The organism is Phaeodactylibacter sp. (assembly GCF_022763345.1).
In the GTDB taxonomy this organism is placed as follows: domain Bacteria; phylum Bacteroidota; class Bacteroidia; order Chitinophagales; family Saprospiraceae; genus Phaeodactylibacter.
In genome coordinates this window covers 1-17,835 of the sequence record NZ_JALEGS010000076.1, presented here as the reverse complement: position 1 = coordinate 17,835, position 17,835 = coordinate 1, and the positions used below count along the sequence as shown (strand labels likewise).

Here is a 17,835-nt window from a genome sequence, read left to right as displayed (position 1 = left end):
GCCCGACTACCCTGAACGGGAAAAATTGCCCACTGAACGGGAAGAGGCCCGGGGATGTTCCTATATAGCAAACCTGGTGCAAAAGCCTGAAGAACCTACTAAAAATGCAAAACCGCACTGCTCAGCGCATAGCGTTATTTGTTGGCATGGGCCTGATGGCGCTCAAATTCCTCGCCTGGTGGATCACCAACTCCAATGCGATTTTAACCGATGCACTGGAGAGTATCATTAATGTAGTAGCCGCCAGTTTTGGGTTATACAGTATCTGGCTCTCCGCTATGCCACGGGACGAGAACCACCCTTACGGCCATGGAAAAATTGAATTCATCTCTGCCGGCTTTGAGGGCGCGCTGATCCTGCTTGCCGGGCTAAGCATTATGGGCAAAGCGGGGTACAACCTGCTTTACCCTCAGCCTATTGGGAAACTGGACCTAGGCTTGGTCCTCACCGCAATTGCAGGAGGGGTTAACTTTGGCCTGGGCTATTACCTGCAAAGACTTGGACGCAGACAGCACTCCCTTATCCTCACCGCTAGCGGGGCACACCTGAAATCAGACGCCTATTCCTCTCTGGGGCTGATAGTCGGGTTGGGGTTGGTCATACTGACAGACCTGCCCCTGCTGGATAACCTAATTGCTATTTTCTTTGGAGGTGTCATACTATTTACGGGATTCAAACTTGTGCGTACCTCCATAGCCGGTATTATGGACGAGGCTGACGATCACCTGATCCGGGAGATGGTGCAAGCTTTGCAGACCGAACGCCGCCGGCAGTGGATAGATATACACAACTTCAGGGTCATCAAATATGGAGCCACTCTTCATATAGATTGCCATATGACGCTACCTTGGTACTTCACGACCCGGGAGAGCTATCAGGAAGTTAAAGCTTTTGAACAGCTGATGATGGCACATACGGAGCGCCCGGTAGAGCTTTTCGTCCACATCGACCCCTGCGACCCGCCCGAGAATTGCAGGCTATGCCCCGTTAGAGATTGCCCAGAACGGAAAGCCCCTCAGGAAGAGCGGCTCGATTGGACCCTGGATAACATCAAGGAAAACCAAAAGCACCGAATTTAAATTATCTTAGCAGCAAAAATCACCACTTGCGACTGACTTCCTTCAAGCTAACGCAATTCAAAAACTACGACTTTCAGTCTGTGGCCTGCGATGCGCCACTGGTCTGCTTCATTGGTGCCAATGGTATGGGCAAGACCAACCTGCTTGATGCTATCTACTACCTTTGTATGGGCAAGAGTTATTTTAATGCCCCCGATAGCCTCATTGCCAATCATGACAGCGATTTTTTCCGCCTGGAAGGGCAGTTTGAGGTCAATGGCACTCCGGAGCATATCGTAGCGAAGGTCATCCCCCGCAAGAAAAAAGAACTCGAACGCAACCGCATCCCCTACCCCCGTCTTTCGGAACACGTTGGCTTACTGCCGGTGGTCATGATTGCCCCTGATGATACCTACCTCGTCAGTGAAGGCAGCGAGGCGCGGCGGAGTTTCCTGGACAATACGCTTTCGCAAATTGACCCGGATTACCTGGGGCAGCTGATTCTCTACAACAAACTTTTGCAGCAGCGCAATGCCCTGCTCAAGCAATTTGGCGAAAGCCGGACCTACAATGCAGCGATGATGGAGGTGTACAATCAGCAGATGCTGGAGCCCGCCCGATTGCTGCATGATGCACGGGCCCGGTTTATGGAGCAATTTCGCCCCATTTTGCAGGAAGCTTACACCCAGATTTCCGGCGCAGCAGAAACGGTAGACTGTACCTATCGTTCCAAGCTTTCTGATGCCCCCTTTGAAGAGCTGCTGAAGGAAGCAGCAGAGAAAGACCGCCTGTTGCAACGTACCACTGTAGGCCCTCACCGTGATGACCTGGTCTTCACCATTGCGGGTTACCCCCTTAAGCGGTTTGCTTCACAGGGGCAGCTAAAATCCTTTGTGCTATCGATTAAGCTGGGGCAATATCAGATGCTGGGGCAAGAGAAAAAAACTGCTCCCATCCTTCTTCTCGATGATATTTTCGATAAATTGGACCGGCAACGGGTGCAGCACCTCCTCCACCTACTGCAGGCACGAACTTTTGGGCAGGTCTTCATCACGGATACAGAACAAGACCGGCTTGCAGGCATCATTCAACAAACCGGGCAGCACTTTCTGGTTTACAATATTCAGGAAGGTACCGCTACACAAATTCATCCATGATGGAAGACCGCGGCAATAATCAGACCACGTTAAAAGAAGCGCTCAAAGCCATGCTGGAGCACTACAAGCTCAAGGGCAAGCTCAACCAAAGCCGCATAAGGCATCAATGGGAAGAAATGATGGGGCCCTCTATTGCCAACTACACGAGAGACATCAAGCTTTACAACGGCAAGCTGTTCATTATTATTGATTCGGCACCGCTTCGGCAAGAACTGTCGTATGGAAAAGAAAAAATCAAGCGCCTGCTGAATGAGCAGCTTGGAGAAGAAGCGATTCAGGAAGTTATTATCCGCTAATCGTTGCTGCTACAAATGCAAAACCGCCCGGTGAAACTCAATTCACCGGGCGGTTTTGGTTTAAGGGTTATGCCCAAGCCTTATGGACGTACGGAGTTGTCATCCCCTTTGCCTTTCTTAGCATTAGACGCGCCACCGCCATTGCGGCTTACGCCTTTCTTTTTGCCCTTGGTCTGTTCGGCCAGCTTCACCGCTTCATAAGCGTTGACGATACCGCCGGTTACACTAAGGGTAGAGAAAGAAACCATATCCTCTTTGGAGCCTGGCTTCTTCACCTTCGTCCGGTCTTTCACGGCTGACTGCATCAGGATGCTTTTCACTTGTTCTGCAGTCAGGTCCGGATAATAAGAACGGAGCATTGCTGCAACGCCTGCAACCACCGGAGCCGCCATACTTGTGCCCTGAAGGTCCTCGTAGCCGTTATCTGGTGTGGTTGAATAGATGGCCATACCAGGTGCGAAAAGGTCCACATACTCGGGGCTGTAATTGGAGAATGGAGCAGCGAGGGTTTCGCCTGTTTTCCAGTTGAGGGCGCCCACTTCGATCCAGTTATCGGCGTACTTCGAACCAAAGAGGTTTAGGAAGCCACGCTTCTCAAACCGGTCCGTTGGGAAGTTGTTTAGGTTGGTCACTTCTTTACCATCGTTGCCAGCTGCATGAACGAGCAGCACGTCGTTCTTGAGTGCATAGCGTACCGCCTCATCTACAACGTCTTTGCGTGGTGAAGCGCCTTTGCCAAAGCTCATATTGATGACTGAAGCACCATTATCAACCGCATAAACGATAGCTGCTGCCACGTCTTTGTCACGCTCGTCTCCGTCAGGCACGGTGCGGATAGACATGATCTTCACATTATTGGCCACACCCTTCATGCCCAGGTCGTTATCACGTTCTGCAGCGATAATGCCAGCTACGTGCGTACCGTGAAGTGCATCCGGGCCACGGACATCACCATTGCCGTAGTCACGGTCGTAAGGATCTTCGTAGTTATCATTGATTAACGGGCGAGGATTGAAGTCCGGGTTGTAGTGGTATTCGTACTGTCCCTGCAGGTATTCTGCGTAACCGTTCAGGTCCTTTTTGATTTCCTCAAAAGTCTGCCCCTGTGCCATGAGTGACTTGACGATTTGCACGGCGTAACCCACCATTGGGTCCGAGGTGTCGAGCCCATCCAGGTCTTCGGCGGAAATATCTTCCTTGCCGACTTCCTTTTCGAGCTTATCCAGGGCTTCGGCAATCGCGGCGTATGTCCCGGCATTCTCTTCCAGGCTCTTTTGCTTATCCTCTACGACCTTCTTGTACTCCTCGTACTTGGCGAAAAGCGCTTTTTCCTTTTTGGAAAGGTCTTCGGGGTCTTTGCCCTCAAACATCTCTCCGTATTTTTTGTACAGACGGGTTACTTCCAGATTATCGTGCTCGATATTTTCGCCGCTCTTGTTACCCAGAAAATTCCAGCCATGGATATCATCCACATAGCCATTGTTGTCATCATCCTTTCCGTTGCCGGGAATCTCATCGACATTCACCCACATCACATCATCGAGGTCTTCGTGCTCATAGTCTACACCGGAATCAATCACCGCAACAACGACTTCCTGTCCTTTTTTACCTTTGAGCAACTCCTGGTAAGCTTTTTCTGTGCTTACACCGGGCACACCTTCGGATGGGTCCAGGTTAAACCAGTTTTCCGGCGCTTTGTCCTGCGCTGTAAGGGCTACAGCACCCATCAAAAACAGGTAGAGCCCGATCCATTTCTTGTTCAACATCTATTAGCTTGTTTAATAATTTTAATCAATCAGCTTATTCCTGCAAAAGTAGCATTGTTTCCCTGCGAAGACAGGGTAAAAAATTGCCATTTTAGCGGCCCGCCGATAATTCTGCAAAGGTAGGATTTCTGGTGAATTTCTCCTTTCCTAAACGGGCTAAACCCTAAAATGACTGAGTATGCCACCTGATTTTTCAGGTTTTAACCCGGCTTTAACCAAAAAGCAGTATTTTCCGCCGCTGTATGAAGTGGATAAAACTTTATTTCCGTTTGATGCTGCGTTACCTGCAGTATTTCCTCAGCGCGCGTACCCGTTACGACCTGCACGCGCCATTTGCCTATGAACTGGCTGAGCATGTCCTGGAGGACACGCGCCGTTTCTACGCTTTCCAGGATATTGAATTCCTCCGCCAAGGCCTGTTGAAGAATCAGGATTCGGTTCAAATCCAAGACTACGGGGCAGGCTCTTTGGTGAGTGCTAATCCGGTTCGGCAGGTCAGAAGCCTTGCGCGTTACAGTGCCATTAGCGCGGAGTCCGGTGCATTGCTATTCCGGTTGGTACAGTTCACGAAGCCTCAAAAAATGCTAGAACTGGGCACTTCTCTTGGTTTGTCAGCAGCCTATCAATCACTGGCAGCTCGCAATGCAGAGATGATCAGCATTGAAGGGTGCCCGCAAACGGCTGCTTTGGCCCGCCAAAACCTGGCAAAGCTGGACATTCAGAATGTAACCCTTTTTGTTGGTACGTTTGAGCAGCAACTATCCCGGGCTTTGGAGCAGCTCAAACAGGTGGATTACCTGTTCATTGATGGTGATCACCGGGAGGGGGCAAGCCTGACCTATTTTGAAACCTGCCTTCCTTATCTGCATGAACAGAGCGTAGTCGTCATGGCGGACATCCACTGGTCCAATGAAATGGAATCCGCCTGGCGGACCCTGCAACAGCACGAGCAAGTCCGCCTTTCAGTAGATTTATTTCATTTCGGGCTTTTATTCTTCCGGCCTGAAATAAAGGTTAAATCCAGTCTCGCACTGATCCAGGCCAGGTACAAACCCTGGCGCATGGGCTTTTTCCCATCATCTGATCAGGCGCACACTACCTGAGTATTCTTTGACCAGGCCATCTAAAAACACGACCCTAGCCACATAAGTATACTGCCCCAATGGCATGGGCTTCCCATTTTTGGTGCCATCCCAGCCATCGCGTGAAGTCTGAGGCAGGTAATCCTGTTTTTCATAAACCAGCCCACCCCACCGGTCAAAAATTTCCAGGCTGGCAACAGATTGCACATTCGGCACGCTGATGAAGGGCCGGAAGGTATCGTTACGCCCGTCAGCATTAGGAGAAAAGGCGGTAGGCAGGTAAACCCTGCGCACGTCTTCGAAGGCAATGCTTATGGAATCCGACGCGGAGCAACCGCCTGCCTGCTGCACTTCGTAAAGCACTGTCATTTCACTCAGCGGAAAGAATTGAATGGTTTGACAGTCCGCATCCTGGCAATCGTAGTCAACGGGAAGATTCCATATTGCATCGTCTATCGATTGATTGACCTGAGCCTGTACCACTGCCGCTTCTCCCAAGTCTACACGCTCCGGTCCAAACAAGTCTACCACTAGCGGCAAAGGGCTGAGAATAGCAACGGTATCTTCCAAAGTACACCCGAAGCGGTCCTTAATACGTACCGGATAGTCGCCAGGAGATAGCCCCGAAAAGTTGCCGTCCGGGCCGGGCACTAAGCTCTGCCCGATCAGCTCAATAGTCACTGGGAAAAAAGCATTTTCCACTTCAGCCACCGTAACCACACCGTCATCTGTACTAGCACAAGAGGTCGTGTCTCCGGTAATCATGGCTGTAATCAGAGGGTCGGGCACCACTTCCAGGTTTAGGATAACGATGCTGTCACAGCCGATTGACGACTGTAGGGAATCTGTATAAGTCCCCGTTTCGGTGAGCATTTCCTGGCTAAATGCATAAGCCCCACCCTGGCAAAGGGTATCCGCGATAGTGAAAAACTTGGGCTGTACATATACCACCTTAATATTGGAAATAATTCTGCACCTGGAATTTTCCAGGTTCCCGGGAGAGTTGGCGACCAAAAAACGGTAGTAGTAATAGCCGCCCGACAGCTCCGCATGCATTATGGTCTCGGTATTGCCACCAGGGACATCTTCCCAGGTTTGGCCCTCATCGTAGCTGATTTGCCATTTGACAGCCGGGTTGTCGTATTGGTCGCCGGCTACGGTTGCATTTAATGGGATAGGGCTGCCATTTTCACAAATGTTTTCAATTTCATCGGGTAGGATAAAAGCCTCAGGGCCGCAGGGCCGAAATGCGATATTATCCAGCGCAAGGTCATTGCCAATACCGCCGGGGGCATTATTTCGAAGCGTTAGTGTGACTGCCGTTTGCCCGGGTTCTGTAGTAAAGGTAAAACCATAGGTCTCCCAGGTTTCGTTCTGAGGCAGGGCGCCTGTGGTATACCGGACATCCCCATCAATCAAAAATGAGACATTAGGCCGGATGTGGCCCGTAACAGACGACCGGATCAAATTAATAATATCTGCCGAAAACTCATACAAGGTGTTCTCGCACAGCCCATCTACTTGCTGCTCATAGAACACCCCTTCGTCATAGCTCGCGTTCACCACCATCATATAGCCGTTGGGGTCCGTGCTATTATCCCCAATAGGGAGCCAGCTATCCCAGAGCGGCCAGGGAGCGGTATGGTTGGTGATGGTGTAAAAACCATCATTGGGAGGAGGTGAGGTGGAGTACAGATAGCCCGGAGCGATACCAGGATCTGAAAGCAAGAAATTAGCTATTCCACTGCCAAAGTCACCAGCTTCAAAAATATTCTCGCCGAAGTTGCCCTCGCAGGTGTCCTGGGCGCTGAGCCGGAACACACAGCTCGATATAAATAAGTACAACAGCAATTGGCAGCGGATGCTCATAGATTTGCATTTTGATTTTAGTGACTGAAGATAACATATTTGTGGAAGAATCGCTCCTACTCAACAAAGAGAACGGCGGGTACACGACGGAAAATATCTCTATATTCGCCCAAAATGAAAGGATTATGATCGTAATAACCGGCGCAGCGGGTTTTATCGGCAGTTGCCTGGCGCGCCATCTCAACGACCTCGGCTACGAAAACCTCATTTTAGTAGATGATTTCAGCCGGGCAGACAAAAACCGGAATCTGGAGGGAAAAGCCTGGGCCGAAAAAATCCACCGCAATGACTTTCCGGGATGGCTCTGGGAGAAGTACTATTTTGTGGATGCTATCTTCCACATCGGTGCCCGTACGGACACCACCGAGCAGGACTGGGATATCTTTCAGGAACTCAACCTGGACTATACAAAAACACTGTGGGAGCTTTGCGCACAGCACCAAATCCCATTTATCTACGCTTCAAGTGCCGCCACTTACGGGCTGGGGGAACAAGGTTACGAAGACCGCCACGACGTGGTCAACAGCCTTAAGCCACTCAACCCTTATGGTGATTCCAAGAATGAATTTGACAAATGGGCCTTGCAGCAAGAGGTACAGCCTCCACACTGGTACGGGCTGAAATTCTTCAATGTTTACGGCCCCAATGAGTACCACAAAGGGCGAATGGCCTCCGTCATCTTCCATACCAGCCGCCAAATCAAGTCTACCGGGCAGATGAAACTGTTCCGCTCGCACCGGGCTGACTACGAGGATGGGCAGCAGCAGCGTGATTTCATCTATGTGAAGGATGTGCTAAGGGTCATGTACTGGCTTTACCACCGTAAGCCGGAAAGCGGCCTTTACAACCTGGGTACCGGACAAGCCCGGTCGTTCTGGGACTTAGCCGTCAACACCTTCAAGGCACTGGGGCTGGAGCCCAAAATCAGCTTCATTGATACGCCTGCGGATATTCGTGATACCTATCAGTACTTCACCGAGGCCAATATGGCCAAGCTCCGGCAAGCTGGCTATCAGGATGATTTCCACAGCCTTGAAGCAGGGATTGAAGACTATGTCAGAGAATACCTGTCAGAAGAAAAAATTTACTGATTACCTGGATTTTGGGATGTTGTTGAGCCCGGCATAGTAGATAAGGTGCCAACCGTCTTCCAGTCGGGAGAAACGCCGCTCAATCTGAAGGTTGTACTCCGGCTGTACCAGTTTTTCGATGATCAGGTCTTTGCTTACCGGGATAAGCTCCCGCTTAAAGTTGGAGCTTTCCGGGTTCAAGGGGCGTTGCAGCCTCCAGGTCTCCGGCGTCCAGCGGTAAAGCCCCGAGGCAATCAAGGCGCTATCGGCTTCTCTGGGCAAACCGGGCAAAGGGAAGAGAATGCGCTCCATCTGAAAAGCAGAATCCTGATGAAAGCGGTCGTAAAATGCCGCAAACTCCTGATAGGGCTCCGCTTGTCCCTTTGTTCCCGTTGAGGTGTCGGCAGATTGATCGGTGCCGCAGGAAATACTGCCTATTGCCAACAGGGCAAGAAGTAAGAATCGGTTCATAAGCTACATCTGATTTAAAAGGAGAACGAAGGTAGCCAAATTCTCATTTTGCTCAAGGGGTGTTATTTTACTCGCCCGCCAGGCAATGCAGTACTGCCTGTGCCAGCGCCTCCTCATTAGGTGCGGAAGCCAGTAGAGGGTCTTTCCCAAGGCGGCGGCAGGCGGATGCCGTTGGGTTGCCGATTGCAACGAGTTGTTGCCCCGGCAGCATATCGTGACGGTTCAAATACGTTTTTGCATTGAGGGGGCTGGTAAAAACAAGTACTTCAGAACAGCGAAGCGGAAAGTCCGCAGCAGGATGATTGTCATAAACAATAAGATCTATGCTTTTTATAATGGAGCCAAGCTTGTTCTGTACCGACTGCCGGGAATGACGAGCCCGGGGGAAAAGGACCCGCTGCCCCTTCGCCACCTGGGCAAATGCATCCGCTGAAGCGCTGGGCTCACCGGTACCGGTGAAGGCGATCTCATAGCCAAAGTCTGTGGCGATCTGAGCGGTGGAGGGTCCAATACTGCCCAGTTTTACCTTCGTAGACAGAGGGCATGGCAGATTGCTCAGGAAAAAACGAGCAGCACGCGGGCTGTAGAAGAACACCCAATCTGCATCTGGCACTACGCTGAAGGGGATTGGTTCGAAGTGGATTAGGGACTGCCCTTCTACCTTAACACTATTCGCTTTCAGAATTTGCCGAAAGGCACTCTGAGCCTGAAGGTTACGGGAAATGTAGGCGGATCTGCGTTGTAGCTTCATTCCCGCAAAAATAGCCAAAGCTTAGCGAACCCGCCAGCGATCGGTCGAAATGACTGCCACAGGGTAGTCTGCCCCAATTTGCAAGTGGAGTTGATCCTGTTCGTCCGAAGAAAGCAAATCCGGCTGATGTATCATTTCTGAAGGGACCCCTGCCAGTTGGGGCAGCCACTTTTTGACGTATTCTCCCTTTGGGTCATATTTCATGGCCTGAGAAATGATATTGTAGTGCTTATCTTCCTTTGGATCGGCGCTGATACCTGCGGCATAATTCCAATTCATCCAGTTGCTGGTCACATCGTAATCTATGAGGACAGATTCAAAATATTCCGCCCCCATTTGCCAGTTGACCAACAGGTCTTTAACGAGAAAGCTCGACACGTTTTTACGCCCCCGGTTAGACATGTAACCTGTGGTGGCTATTTCCACCATATTGGCATCAATAAATGGCACGCCGGTGGCTCCGTCTATCCAACGTTGCAACAACCGCTCATCATCACGCCAGCGCGGGTCTGCCACTTCAATTATCCCTCCTTTTTCAAATACTTTAAAACCGTGTTTTTTTACCATTAAGCGGAGAAAGTCGCGCATGAGCAAGCTATGCAATAAGCTTTGTACAGACTCTGATGCGCCCCGCTGCTGCTCATAAGCTCTAAGGTGATGATAAACCATTTTGGGAGAAAGGCACCCCTGAGCAAGCCAGGCTGAGAATCGGGAGGAGTGCCCTGCGCTGCTTACGCCACAATGGCTGTGCGCATATTCCTGCACAGTTTCCTGTTCCCAAATATACTGATGCAGGTATTCAAGGCCCGCTGCTTCTCCGCCTTTCCACACGAAACCCTCCCGGTCAATCGAAGCAAATGGGACATGCCCGAGGTCAGCCAGGGCAGGAATCTCACCTTCGTCTAGCTTCACCATGATGGGAGCCATCTCTTCCGGAGCAGGTAGTGGTTCACGTATGGGCACATAGCGCTCCACTTCCTTTCTGAACTGCGAAAAACTATCGGGCGTATGGGTAATCGGGAATGGCAAGTCAGCAGTATAATAAAGCATCTTGCCTCTGGAAAAACGAATTTCCTGACCGATCGTCCATAGTTTTTGCTCTAGAGTGTCCTGGACATAGACTTCATCCGGGGTACGCTCCCGGTTACAAAACACCCAATTGGTCTTAATTTTTTGAGCGAGTTCAAAAATTTCTTCTTCCGGCTTGCCCACTCTCACAATAAGGTTGCTCCCGATAGCCTGAAGAGCGTCCCGAAGGTGCTGCACGCTTTCAATGATGAACTGCGCACGGAATTTGCCGGTTTTGAGAAAGCCAAAACGATCTGTTTTGCCAAGGAAAGTACGTTCGTCAAATACATAAACAGGGATCACTTCATCCAGAGAGCTAATGGCGTCATGAAGGGCTTCATTATCGTGGAGCCTCAAGTCTTGCCGGAACCATACAATGCCCCTTTTTGTATACATAGGCCGTTGGAGGTTAATTGTTTCAAAAATCTTTGAAAGGCAACACGGGAGCTAAATAATGGTTGTGAGATTTTAGTCATTTTGATGTGCATTTATCCGGATGAACTAATCTGCCTGCCCTCTCGTTGCAGACAGGGAAAGAGCACAGAACCGTATTCTACAATGGATCAACAACAAATAGAAAAAGAACTAAATTTTTTAACCTCCCGAAGCTCCGGCAGCGGTGGGCAGCATGTCAACAAAACGGAGACGAAAGTTGAAGCCCGTTTTGAGGTAGACGCCTCTTCTGCCCTTTCGGCAGCTGAGAAGCGCAAAGTCCATAGTGCCTTGGGCAACCGCATCAGCAAGGAAGGGATACTAGCTGTGAGTTCGGACAGCCGGCGGTCCCAGGTCCTCAACCGGGGCGCTGCCGTTAAGAAGCTGCTGCGGCTGATTAAAAAAGCCCTGCGTGCCCGCAAGCCCCGAAAAGGTCCACAGCCCCTGAAAGCCAACCCTCGAAAGCGGCTCGAACGAAAGCGCAGGCAATCTGAGAAGAAAGCCCTGAGGGGAAAAATTAAAATTTAACCTACTTTTGGGGCAAAATAAATTCATTCGCATGCGCTACGGACTATTACTGATTGCCTTTTTGGTTATCGCCAACCTATCCGCCCAGGACAAACCGAACTACCGGATTTTTGATAAAAAAGGTAACCCGGCAACCTTTGAAGACCTTCTAAAAGATAGCCGAAAGTCTGACATCGTTTTCTTCGGAGAACTCCATAACAACCCTATCGCGCACTGGCTGCAGTATGAGCTGACGGCTTCCCTGCATTCGACGATAAAAGGTGAACTGGCACTCGGTGCAGAAATGTTTGAAGCGGACAACCAACTGCTGCTCGATGAATACCTCTCCGGCACAATAAAGGAAAAAACCTTTGAGGAAGAAGCCCGGGTCTGGAACAACTATGCGACGGACTACAAGCCACTGGTTGAATTTGCCAAAGCCAATGGTTTATCCTTCACCGCGACCAACATCCCGCGGCGCTACGCAAGCCTGGTGTTCAAGGGCGGTTTCGAAAGCCTGGAGGATTTGCAGGAGGCCGCGAAGAGCTATATCGCTCCCCTGCCCGTAAAGTACGATGCCAACCTACCGGGCTATCAGAAAATGGTGGAAATGATGGGCGGCCACGGTGGCGGTTCTGATAACTTCCCAAAGGCGCAGGCGATCAAAGATGCAACGATGGCTTACTTCATCAGTGAAAACCTGCCGGAAAAAGGCGTGTTTATCCACTATAACGGGTCCTACCATTCTGACAATTACGAAGGCATTGTGTGGTACCTGCAAAACGACTACGCCCCGAAAGCCAAAATAACGACCATTACCACTGTGGAACAGAGCGATTTGTCCGCTATTGACGAAGAATATGCAGGCAAAGCGGATTTCACTATTGTGGTTATTGATACCATGACCAAAACTTACTAAATATTTATGCCGGTAAGGTTGCTGCCCTTTTTGCTCGTCGTTTTTGCCACGCTAAGCTGTGAGCCTAACGATTCTTTACCCATTCTCAGCAAAGCCGAAAATACGGAAGGGCAAACGGTCTACAAATCCATACCTGATTTCACTTTCGTTAATCAGGATAGTCAGTTGGTTACACCAGCCACTTTCGAAGGCAAGGCTTATGTCGCTGATTTTTTCTTCACTTCCTGCCCGACGATATGCCCCATCATGGCCCAAAACATGCTGGAGCTTTACGAGGCTTATGCGGACGAACCGCGATTGGCTTTTCTTTCGCATACTATTGACCCTGCCCGGGATACGGTAGCCAAGCTGAAGCACTACGCCACCAACCTTGGCGTGGATGACCAGCGCTGGCACTTTGTCACCGGGCAAAAGGATAGCCTCTACGCTATTGCCGATGATTACTTCAATATCGTTGTGGAGGACCCTACCCTGCCTGATGGCTTTGACCACAGCGGGCGGTTTGTGCTGGTGGATACCAAAGGCTACATCCGCTCCTACTGCAATGGAACGCAGCCAAACGAAGTCGAGGCTTTTAAAAAAGATATAGAAAACTTACTCCATGAAATGGAAGACCCCAATACTGCTCACTAGCCTTTTCAGCCTGTTGATATGGATGAGCTGCCGGGATGACCCCTACAAACAGGGGCGTATTTTATACCAGAACTTTTGCGCAAGCTGCCATATGAACGATGGTAGTGGCTTGCAAGGCGTGATGCCCCCGCTAGCCAAGGCGGACTATGTTGCCGAAAACCAGGACCGATTAGCTTGTATTATCCGCTATGGTATGGAGGGACCTGTTGTCGTCAACGATACGACTTACAATCAGCAAATGGCCGGCATCCCTCAACTTACGGACTTCGAGGTCACCAACATCATCAATTACATCAACCATTCCTGGGGCAATGACTACGGCTATATGCCCTATGCTGAAGTAAAGGCAGCACTGGAAGAATGCAAGCCTTAAGTCACTAAAACGGTTTTTGCCAGCCGCGCACTCTTTTATTTTCGTGGGAATTGCTACTTTAGGGTTTACAAAATTGAATTCCTAAACAAATGATTCACACCTCATTGATCTTCAATGATTTAAAGATTTTGAGGTTTGTCTTTTAACCGTCTAGCAGTTCCTTGCGTGTTATGATGAAGAAAATTACCCTGCTTTTTTTAGTCCTTCTGCCGATTATAGTTTTTGCTCAACCCGAAAATGATGATTGTGCAGGCTTGATTGACCTGGGCGTGGCTCCTGCCTGCCCGGACACCGTATTCTTCTCCAATGTGGACGCCACGTCCAGCGATATTGGATTTGACAACATACCCAGTTGCTTCAACGGTGGTGTGGTGGGCAATGATGTATGGTTCGCCTTTACGACCAGCGATACCATATTTGACTACACCATTACTGCTACCGGAATCTCCGACCCCAGCGGGTCTGCTCCCTTGAGCAGCCCGCAAATTGCGCTCTACCGTGGTGTCTGCGAATTCGACAACCTCGCTGAAATCGCTTGTGAATCTACAGAGCTCGGCACCTCGGTTGTTGAACTTGACGTGCAGGGGCTGACCCCCAACGTCACCTACTTCATCCGGATTACCGACTATAGCGCAACCGGCACCCCAAACTGGGGATCTTTCCAGCTTTGTGTGGAGGAGCAGGAGCCTGCCTCTACCATTGACGAAGGCGGGTCTAACTCCTGTAGCGGCATCCTTTATGATACCGGTGGGCCGGATGGCGACTATGGCAACGATGAAAATAATGTCTTTACGATCTGCCCGGATCAGCCGCATGACTGTATCCTCTTCACCATGAATTATTACAACCTGGAGCCAGGAGGATTTCCGATCACTGATGTGATTTCCTTTTACGATGGCGATGGCACCGACAGCCCGTTGATTTCGCAGCTGGGCGATGGCGACTTCCTAAATAATGATGAAGGGGGCGGTGGTGTTTGTTTTCAGGTGCAAGCCACAAGCGGCTGCCTCACTGTTGAATTCATATCTGACGGGACCACCACTTTTGAAGGGTTTGAAGGTATGTGGGAATGTCAGCAAAACTGCGAACCGCTACAGCCAATCACTGTGAACGGGGGCGTGACGGAAGAAGAGATTGTCAACTTCGTTTCCACGCCCGATGTTACGGCTGAAATCACCAATATTGACTGTCCCGAAGAATCCTACGGAACCTTCGAAGGGGGTGATATGACAGACCTCGGACTCGAGCGGGGCTTACTTTTGACTTCCGGTAGCCGTGACTATGCAGTAGGCCCTAATACCGGTGGCGGTGGCGGAAGCCCGGGCACGGATAACGGTGCGCCGGGTGATGCCGACCTCGATTACCTCTCTACTGTTTTTGGTGAGGGCACTACTTCTCAAAACGCTTGTGTGGTGGAGCTTGACGTCTTTGTCGCTACCGATGAACTATCCTTTGAATACGTCTTTGCTTCCGAGGAATACCCTGAGTTTGTCAATACGACCTTCAACGATATCTTTGCGTTCCTCGTTTCCGGTCCTGGCATCACTGGCGACCCTAACCTTACGAACAATGCCGTAAATATTGCCACCCTGCCCGATGGTACCCCGGTACAGATCAACAGCGTAAACAACCTCCTTAATTGGGAATATTACCGCAACAACCTCGGTGGCCAAAGTATTCAGTACGATGGAATGACCTCTGATTTCCTGGGGGTCAAGAAAAGCCTGACGGCCAGTATTGGGGTAGAGCCTTGTAATACCTACAGCCTCAAACTCGCTATCGCTGACCGGGGCGATTCTTCTTATGATTCCGGTGTGTTTGTTTCTGAGCTGAAAGGTGGTACGCCAAACCTAACCGTACAGTTCAACTCTGGCATTGATTATCTGGTGGAAGATTGCGTTAACCAGAATGACGAAGTGATTGTCTCCCTGACTGATCCGGTCGAAGACACCACCACCTTTCTGGTATCCGTAGGCGGTACAGCGGAAAACGGGCTGGACTACCTCTTGGAGATACCGGACACGGTGATTTTCCTGCCTGGCCAAAACGAATTGTCCTTCCCGCTGACTACGCTGTCAGACATTCTAACGGAAGGCACAGAAACCATCATTCTCACCCTCAGCAATGACTTTGGGTGCGGAGAAGTCATCTACACCGAGCTTGTGGTTGAGCTCCGTGATCAAATTGACGTAAGCATTGAGGCCATTGAAGTGGGCCAGGATACCGTACTGGTTTGTGCGGACAGCTCAATTGTGCTCAACGTAACCGGAGCGGCATCGTTTTTCTGGAGCCCGGTCAGCATATTTGATGAGCCCACCTCTCCCAATCCAACTGCCTCTCCTACAATGAGCCAATGGGTTCAAGTGGAAGGCATCGTCGGGCCTTGTGTCGATACCGACTCCATCTTCCTGCAAATTATTGATCCGGAGATTGCAGCTTTCCCGGAAGACTCCCTCTTTATTTGCCAGGGCGATATGGTGCAGCTCAACTCTACCAATAACGCCAATAACAGCAACCTGGCATGGACACCTGCTGCCGGTCTAAACGATTCTACCCTTGTTAACCCGGTTGCTACCCCACAAGTTACCACGGACTATATCGTAGCCGTGGATATAGCAGGTTGTGTAGTGCAAGATACCGTTCATATTGATGTGGCACCGTTTGACTTCCCTGAAGTTCAGAATGATACGACAATTTGTGAGAATTTTGGGGTTCAATTGGCCAGCTTCATTGATCTGAACGAGACCACGACCACCTACCAATGGACACCCAATATTGGATTGGACAATGATACCATTTCCAACCCGATCGCCTTCCCGGAAACAACGACTACCTATCAACTGATTGCGGAAAGTGGTAACGGAGCTTGCGCGGACACAGCAGAAGTGACTGTAACGGTCTTGCCTGCTAATGTGGAAATTCAAGGGCCTGACTCTCTGGAAATATGCCTAGGCACCGTTGTAGACCTTGAAGCGATTACGAGTACCGGAAACGGCGAGACCTTGGTGTGGTCCCCGGATAACGGAACCATTAGCGACACCACCGGGCTGACCACTCAGGTCACCACCGATGTCACAGACTGGTATTTCGCAGAATTCACCATCGGTGCCTGTACGGTTTTCGACTCGGTCTACATCCGGGTCGATTCACTGCCAGCTACGATGATCACGCCGGATCCTGAAAAGGACAAGTACTGCGAGGGTGAGATCGTGACGCTTTCTTCACCGGTCTATGAACCCAGCTTCTTCCCGGATATTGAATTCAGCTGGATAGAACCTCTGGGCGCAGAAACGCCCGATACCCTATGGAATATGGTCCTCACGCTTCAGGACACCTTCCTGTATGAGCGTATTACAACCAACAGGGCCTGCGTGGATACGGCCTCGATTCTGATCAATGTTCAGGCCGTGCCGGTCGCGACGATTACGCCTTCAGACTCCGTAGTTTGCCTGGGCGATGCCGTTGATTTCCAACTAGAAATAACCGGCCAGTATGAGTCTTTCGAATGGATGGGCAGTGGCCTGAGCTGTACAGACTGCTTCGACCCCACTGCATCCCCGGCAAGCGGGCAGTATACCGTTGAGATTGATGCAGATGGCTGCGATGCCAGTGTTAGTGCCAGTATTCAGCCGGTGGAAATTCCGTTTTTGGGCAACAGCCAGACCATTTGCCCGGGTGAAAGTGCCGAGCTTAACCTCGGTGGGCCATTCGGGCCTAATGATACCTACACCTGGTCGTCATCCACCGATCCTGATTTTAGCAGCAATGAGCCTAATCCGGTGGTCAGCCCTGAGGTTACAACCACCTACACGGTGGTGGCAGAGAATGGCGTTTGCCCGCCTTTGGAGGAAGAAGTGACCATTACGATTTCAGATTTTGCAGAGATTGTGAGCGTCGACCTTTCACCAACCGACTTGTGCCAAAACGAGGAAGCTAACTTTACGATTGAAGCCACCAACCTGTCTGACGGAGACCGTTTCGAATGGACGGACCCTAATGGCATGCAGCTCATTGGTGGCACAAGCACTTCCGGCTCCTTTAACCCTACTGTGAGCGGAACCTACACCCTGACTTATATCAACGCCAACGAGTGCGGCACGCTGACCGAAACGTTCGAGCTTTCCGTGCAGCCTGCCCCGGCCGTTGAGCTGGCCAATGATACCACCATCTGCCTCGGACAGTCCGTGCAGCTCAACTTCGCAGAAGATGAAAATACGACCTACACCTGGACGTCTACGGACCCACTGTTCAGTGATTTCAATAATCCTCAACCAGTGGTCAGCCCGACGGAGACCGCAACCTACACCCTAACGGCAAGCAATGGCGTATGCGATGACTTTGTGGGCTCCGTTACGGTGGAAGTCATTGGCAACATCCTGCTGG

At 50.6% G+C, this 17,835-nt stretch carries 15 protein-coding genes; 10 read left to right on the top strand and 5 right to left on the bottom strand.

Going from position 1 to position 17,835, the window contains the following annotated elements; all coding sequences use genetic code 11:
- Nucleotides 1-104: 104 nt before the first annotated feature.
- The 3 genes from MRY86_RS20680 to MRY86_RS20670 are packed head-to-tail and all read left to right on the top strand — an operon-like array spanning nt 105 to nt 2,511.
- Nucleotides 105-1,079, top strand: coding sequence for a cation diffusion facilitator family transporter (locus MRY86_RS20680; protein ID WP_293564595.1), 975 nt, complete (start codon nt 105-107; stop codon nt 1,077-1,079).
- Between the two features lie 26 nt (nt 1,080-1,105).
- Nucleotides 1,106-2,215, top strand: a complete 1,110-nt coding sequence (locus MRY86_RS20675) for a DNA replication/repair protein RecF (protein ID WP_293564593.1) — start codon at nt 1,106-1,108, stop codon at nt 2,213-2,215.
- A complete protein-coding gene (locus tag MRY86_RS20670) occupies nt 2,212-2,511 on the top strand; it encodes a DUF721 domain-containing protein (RefSeq protein WP_293564591.1) in 300 nt (99 codons plus the stop codon). Before MRY86_RS20675 ends, MRY86_RS20670 begins: the two co-directional genes overlap by 4 nt.
- A gap of 80 nt (nt 2,512-2,591) precedes the next feature.
- Here MRY86_RS20670 and MRY86_RS20665 read toward each other — a convergent pair whose 3' ends face one another.
- Nucleotides 2,592-4,277, bottom strand: coding sequence for a S8 family serine peptidase (locus tag MRY86_RS20665; protein ID WP_293564589.1), 1,686 nt, complete (start codon nt 4,275-4,277; stop codon nt 2,592-2,594).
- A 272-nt stretch (nt 4,278-4,549) separates the two neighbouring features.
- Here MRY86_RS20665 and MRY86_RS20660 point away from each other — a divergent pair, with 272 nt between their 5' ends.
- The gene (locus MRY86_RS20660) at nt 4,550-5,380 is read left to right on the top strand and encodes a class I SAM-dependent methyltransferase (protein WP_293564587.1); all 831 of its coding nucleotides are present in this window, start codon (nt 4,550-4,552) and stop codon (nt 5,378-5,380) included.
- Here the strand turns inward: MRY86_RS20660 and MRY86_RS20655 are convergent.
- Complete coding sequence (locus tag MRY86_RS20655; RefSeq protein WP_293564585.1) at nt 5,354-7,228, bottom strand: gliding motility-associated C-terminal domain-containing protein; 1,875 nt, start codon at nt 7,226-7,228, stop codon at nt 5,354-5,356. The genes MRY86_RS20660 and MRY86_RS20655 overlap by 27 nt on opposite strands.
- A 125-nt stretch (nt 7,229-7,353) precedes the next feature.
- On the opposite strand from MRY86_RS20655, the gene rfaD reads away from it, so the two are divergent.
- Nucleotides 7,354-8,319: an ADP-glyceromanno-heptose 6-epimerase gene (gene rfaD / locus MRY86_RS20650; protein ID WP_293564583.1), complete on the top strand. Its 966-nt coding sequence runs from the start codon at nt 7,354-7,356 to the stop codon at nt 8,317-8,319.
- Here rfaD and MRY86_RS20645 read toward each other — a convergent pair whose 3' ends face one another.
- From MRY86_RS20645 to MRY86_RS20635, 3 genes are all read right to left on the bottom strand, one after another.
- Entirely contained in the window at nt 8,320-8,769 is a 450-nt protein-coding gene (locus MRY86_RS20645; RefSeq protein ID WP_293564581.1) for a hypothetical protein, read from the bottom strand.
- A gap of 67 nt (nt 8,770-8,836) precedes the next feature.
- Nucleotides 8,837-9,520 (bottom strand): uroporphyrinogen-III synthase, encoded by a 684-nt coding sequence (locus MRY86_RS20640; protein ID WP_293571857.1) that lies wholly within the window; start codon nt 9,518-9,520, stop codon nt 8,837-8,839.
- A 21-nt stretch (nt 9,521-9,541) separates the two neighbouring features.
- On the bottom strand, nt 9,542-10,984 hold the full coding sequence (locus tag MRY86_RS20635) for a DASH family cryptochrome (protein WP_293566071.1): 1,443 nt from the start codon (nt 10,982-10,984) through the stop codon (nt 9,542-9,544).
- Between the two features lie 162 nt (nt 10,985-11,146).
- Between MRY86_RS20635 and arfB the strand changes: the two genes are divergently transcribed.
- The 5 genes from arfB to MRY86_RS20610 all read left to right on the top strand — a co-directional run.
- Nucleotides 11,147-11,548, top strand: a complete 402-nt coding sequence (gene arfB / locus MRY86_RS20630; RefSeq protein ID WP_293566069.1) for an alternative ribosome rescue aminoacyl-tRNA hydrolase ArfB — start codon at nt 11,147-11,149, stop codon at nt 11,546-11,548.
- A 31-nt stretch (nt 11,549-11,579) separates the two neighbouring features.
- The gene (locus tag MRY86_RS20625; protein WP_293566067.1) at nt 11,580-12,446 is read left to right on the top strand and encodes a ChaN family lipoprotein; all 867 of its coding nucleotides are present in this window, start codon (nt 11,580-11,582) and stop codon (nt 12,444-12,446) included.
- A 6-nt stretch (nt 12,447-12,452) separates the two neighbouring features.
- Nucleotides 12,453-13,079, top strand: coding sequence for an SCO family protein (locus MRY86_RS20620; RefSeq protein ID WP_293566066.1), 627 nt, complete (start codon nt 12,453-12,455; stop codon nt 13,077-13,079).
- Nucleotides 13,048-13,452 carry a cytochrome c gene (locus MRY86_RS20615; protein ID WP_293566065.1) on the top strand — a complete coding sequence of 135 codons (405 nt, stop codon included), beginning with the start codon at nt 13,048-13,050 and terminating at the stop codon, nt 13,450-13,452. Before MRY86_RS20620 ends, MRY86_RS20615 begins: the two co-directional genes overlap by 32 nt.
- Before the next feature lie 170 nt (nt 13,453-13,622).
- A partial coding sequence (locus MRY86_RS20610) for a choice-of-anchor L domain-containing protein (protein ID WP_293566063.1) occupies nt 13,623-17,835 on the top strand: 4,213 nt, incomplete at its 3' end.

Bases quoted from the DNA above. Each gene is read 5' to 3' on its own strand.
- MRY86_RS20640 (WP_293571857.1), bottom strand. From the start codon at position 9,520: ATGAAGCTACAACGCAGATCCGCCTACATTTCCCGTAACCTTCAGGCT.
- MRY86_RS20655 (WP_293564585.1), bottom strand. From the start codon at position 7,228: ATGAGCATCCGCTGCCAATTGCTGTTGTACTTATTTATATCGAGCTGT.
- MRY86_RS20625 (WP_293566067.1), top strand. From the start codon at position 11,580: ATGCGCTACGGACTATTACTGATTGCCTTTTTGGTTATCGCCAACCTA.
- MRY86_RS20665 (WP_293564589.1), bottom strand. From the start codon at position 4,277: ATGTTGAACAAGAAATGGATCGGGCTCTACCTGTTTTTGATGGGTGCT.
- MRY86_RS20660 (WP_293564587.1), top strand. From the start codon at position 4,550: ATGCTGCGTTACCTGCAGTATTTCCTCAGCGCGCGTACCCGTTACGAC.
- MRY86_RS20670 (WP_293564591.1), top strand. From the start codon at position 2,212: ATGATGGAAGACCGCGGCAATAATCAGACCACGTTAAAAGAAGCGCTC.
- MRY86_RS20645 (WP_293564581.1), bottom strand. From the start codon at position 8,769: ATGAACCGATTCTTACTTCTTGCCCTGTTGGCAATAGGCAGTATTTCC.
- arfB (WP_293566069.1), top strand. From the start codon at position 11,147: ATGGATCAACAACAAATAGAAAAAGAACTAAATTTTTTAACCTCCCGA.
- MRY86_RS20615 (WP_293566065.1), top strand. From the start codon at position 13,048: ATGAAATGGAAGACCCCAATACTGCTCACTAGCCTTTTCAGCCTGTTG.
- MRY86_RS20680 (WP_293564595.1), top strand. From the start codon at position 105: ATGCAAAACCGCACTGCTCAGCGCATAGCGTTATTTGTTGGCATGGGC.
- rfaD (WP_293564583.1), top strand. From the start codon at position 7,354: ATGATCGTAATAACCGGCGCAGCGGGTTTTATCGGCAGTTGCCTGGCG.
- MRY86_RS20620 (WP_293566066.1), top strand. From the start codon at position 12,453: ATGCCGGTAAGGTTGCTGCCCTTTTTGCTCGTCGTTTTTGCCACGCTA.
- MRY86_RS20635 (WP_293566071.1), bottom strand. From the start codon at position 10,984: ATGTATACAAAAAGGGGCATTGTATGGTTCCGGCAAGACTTGAGGCTC.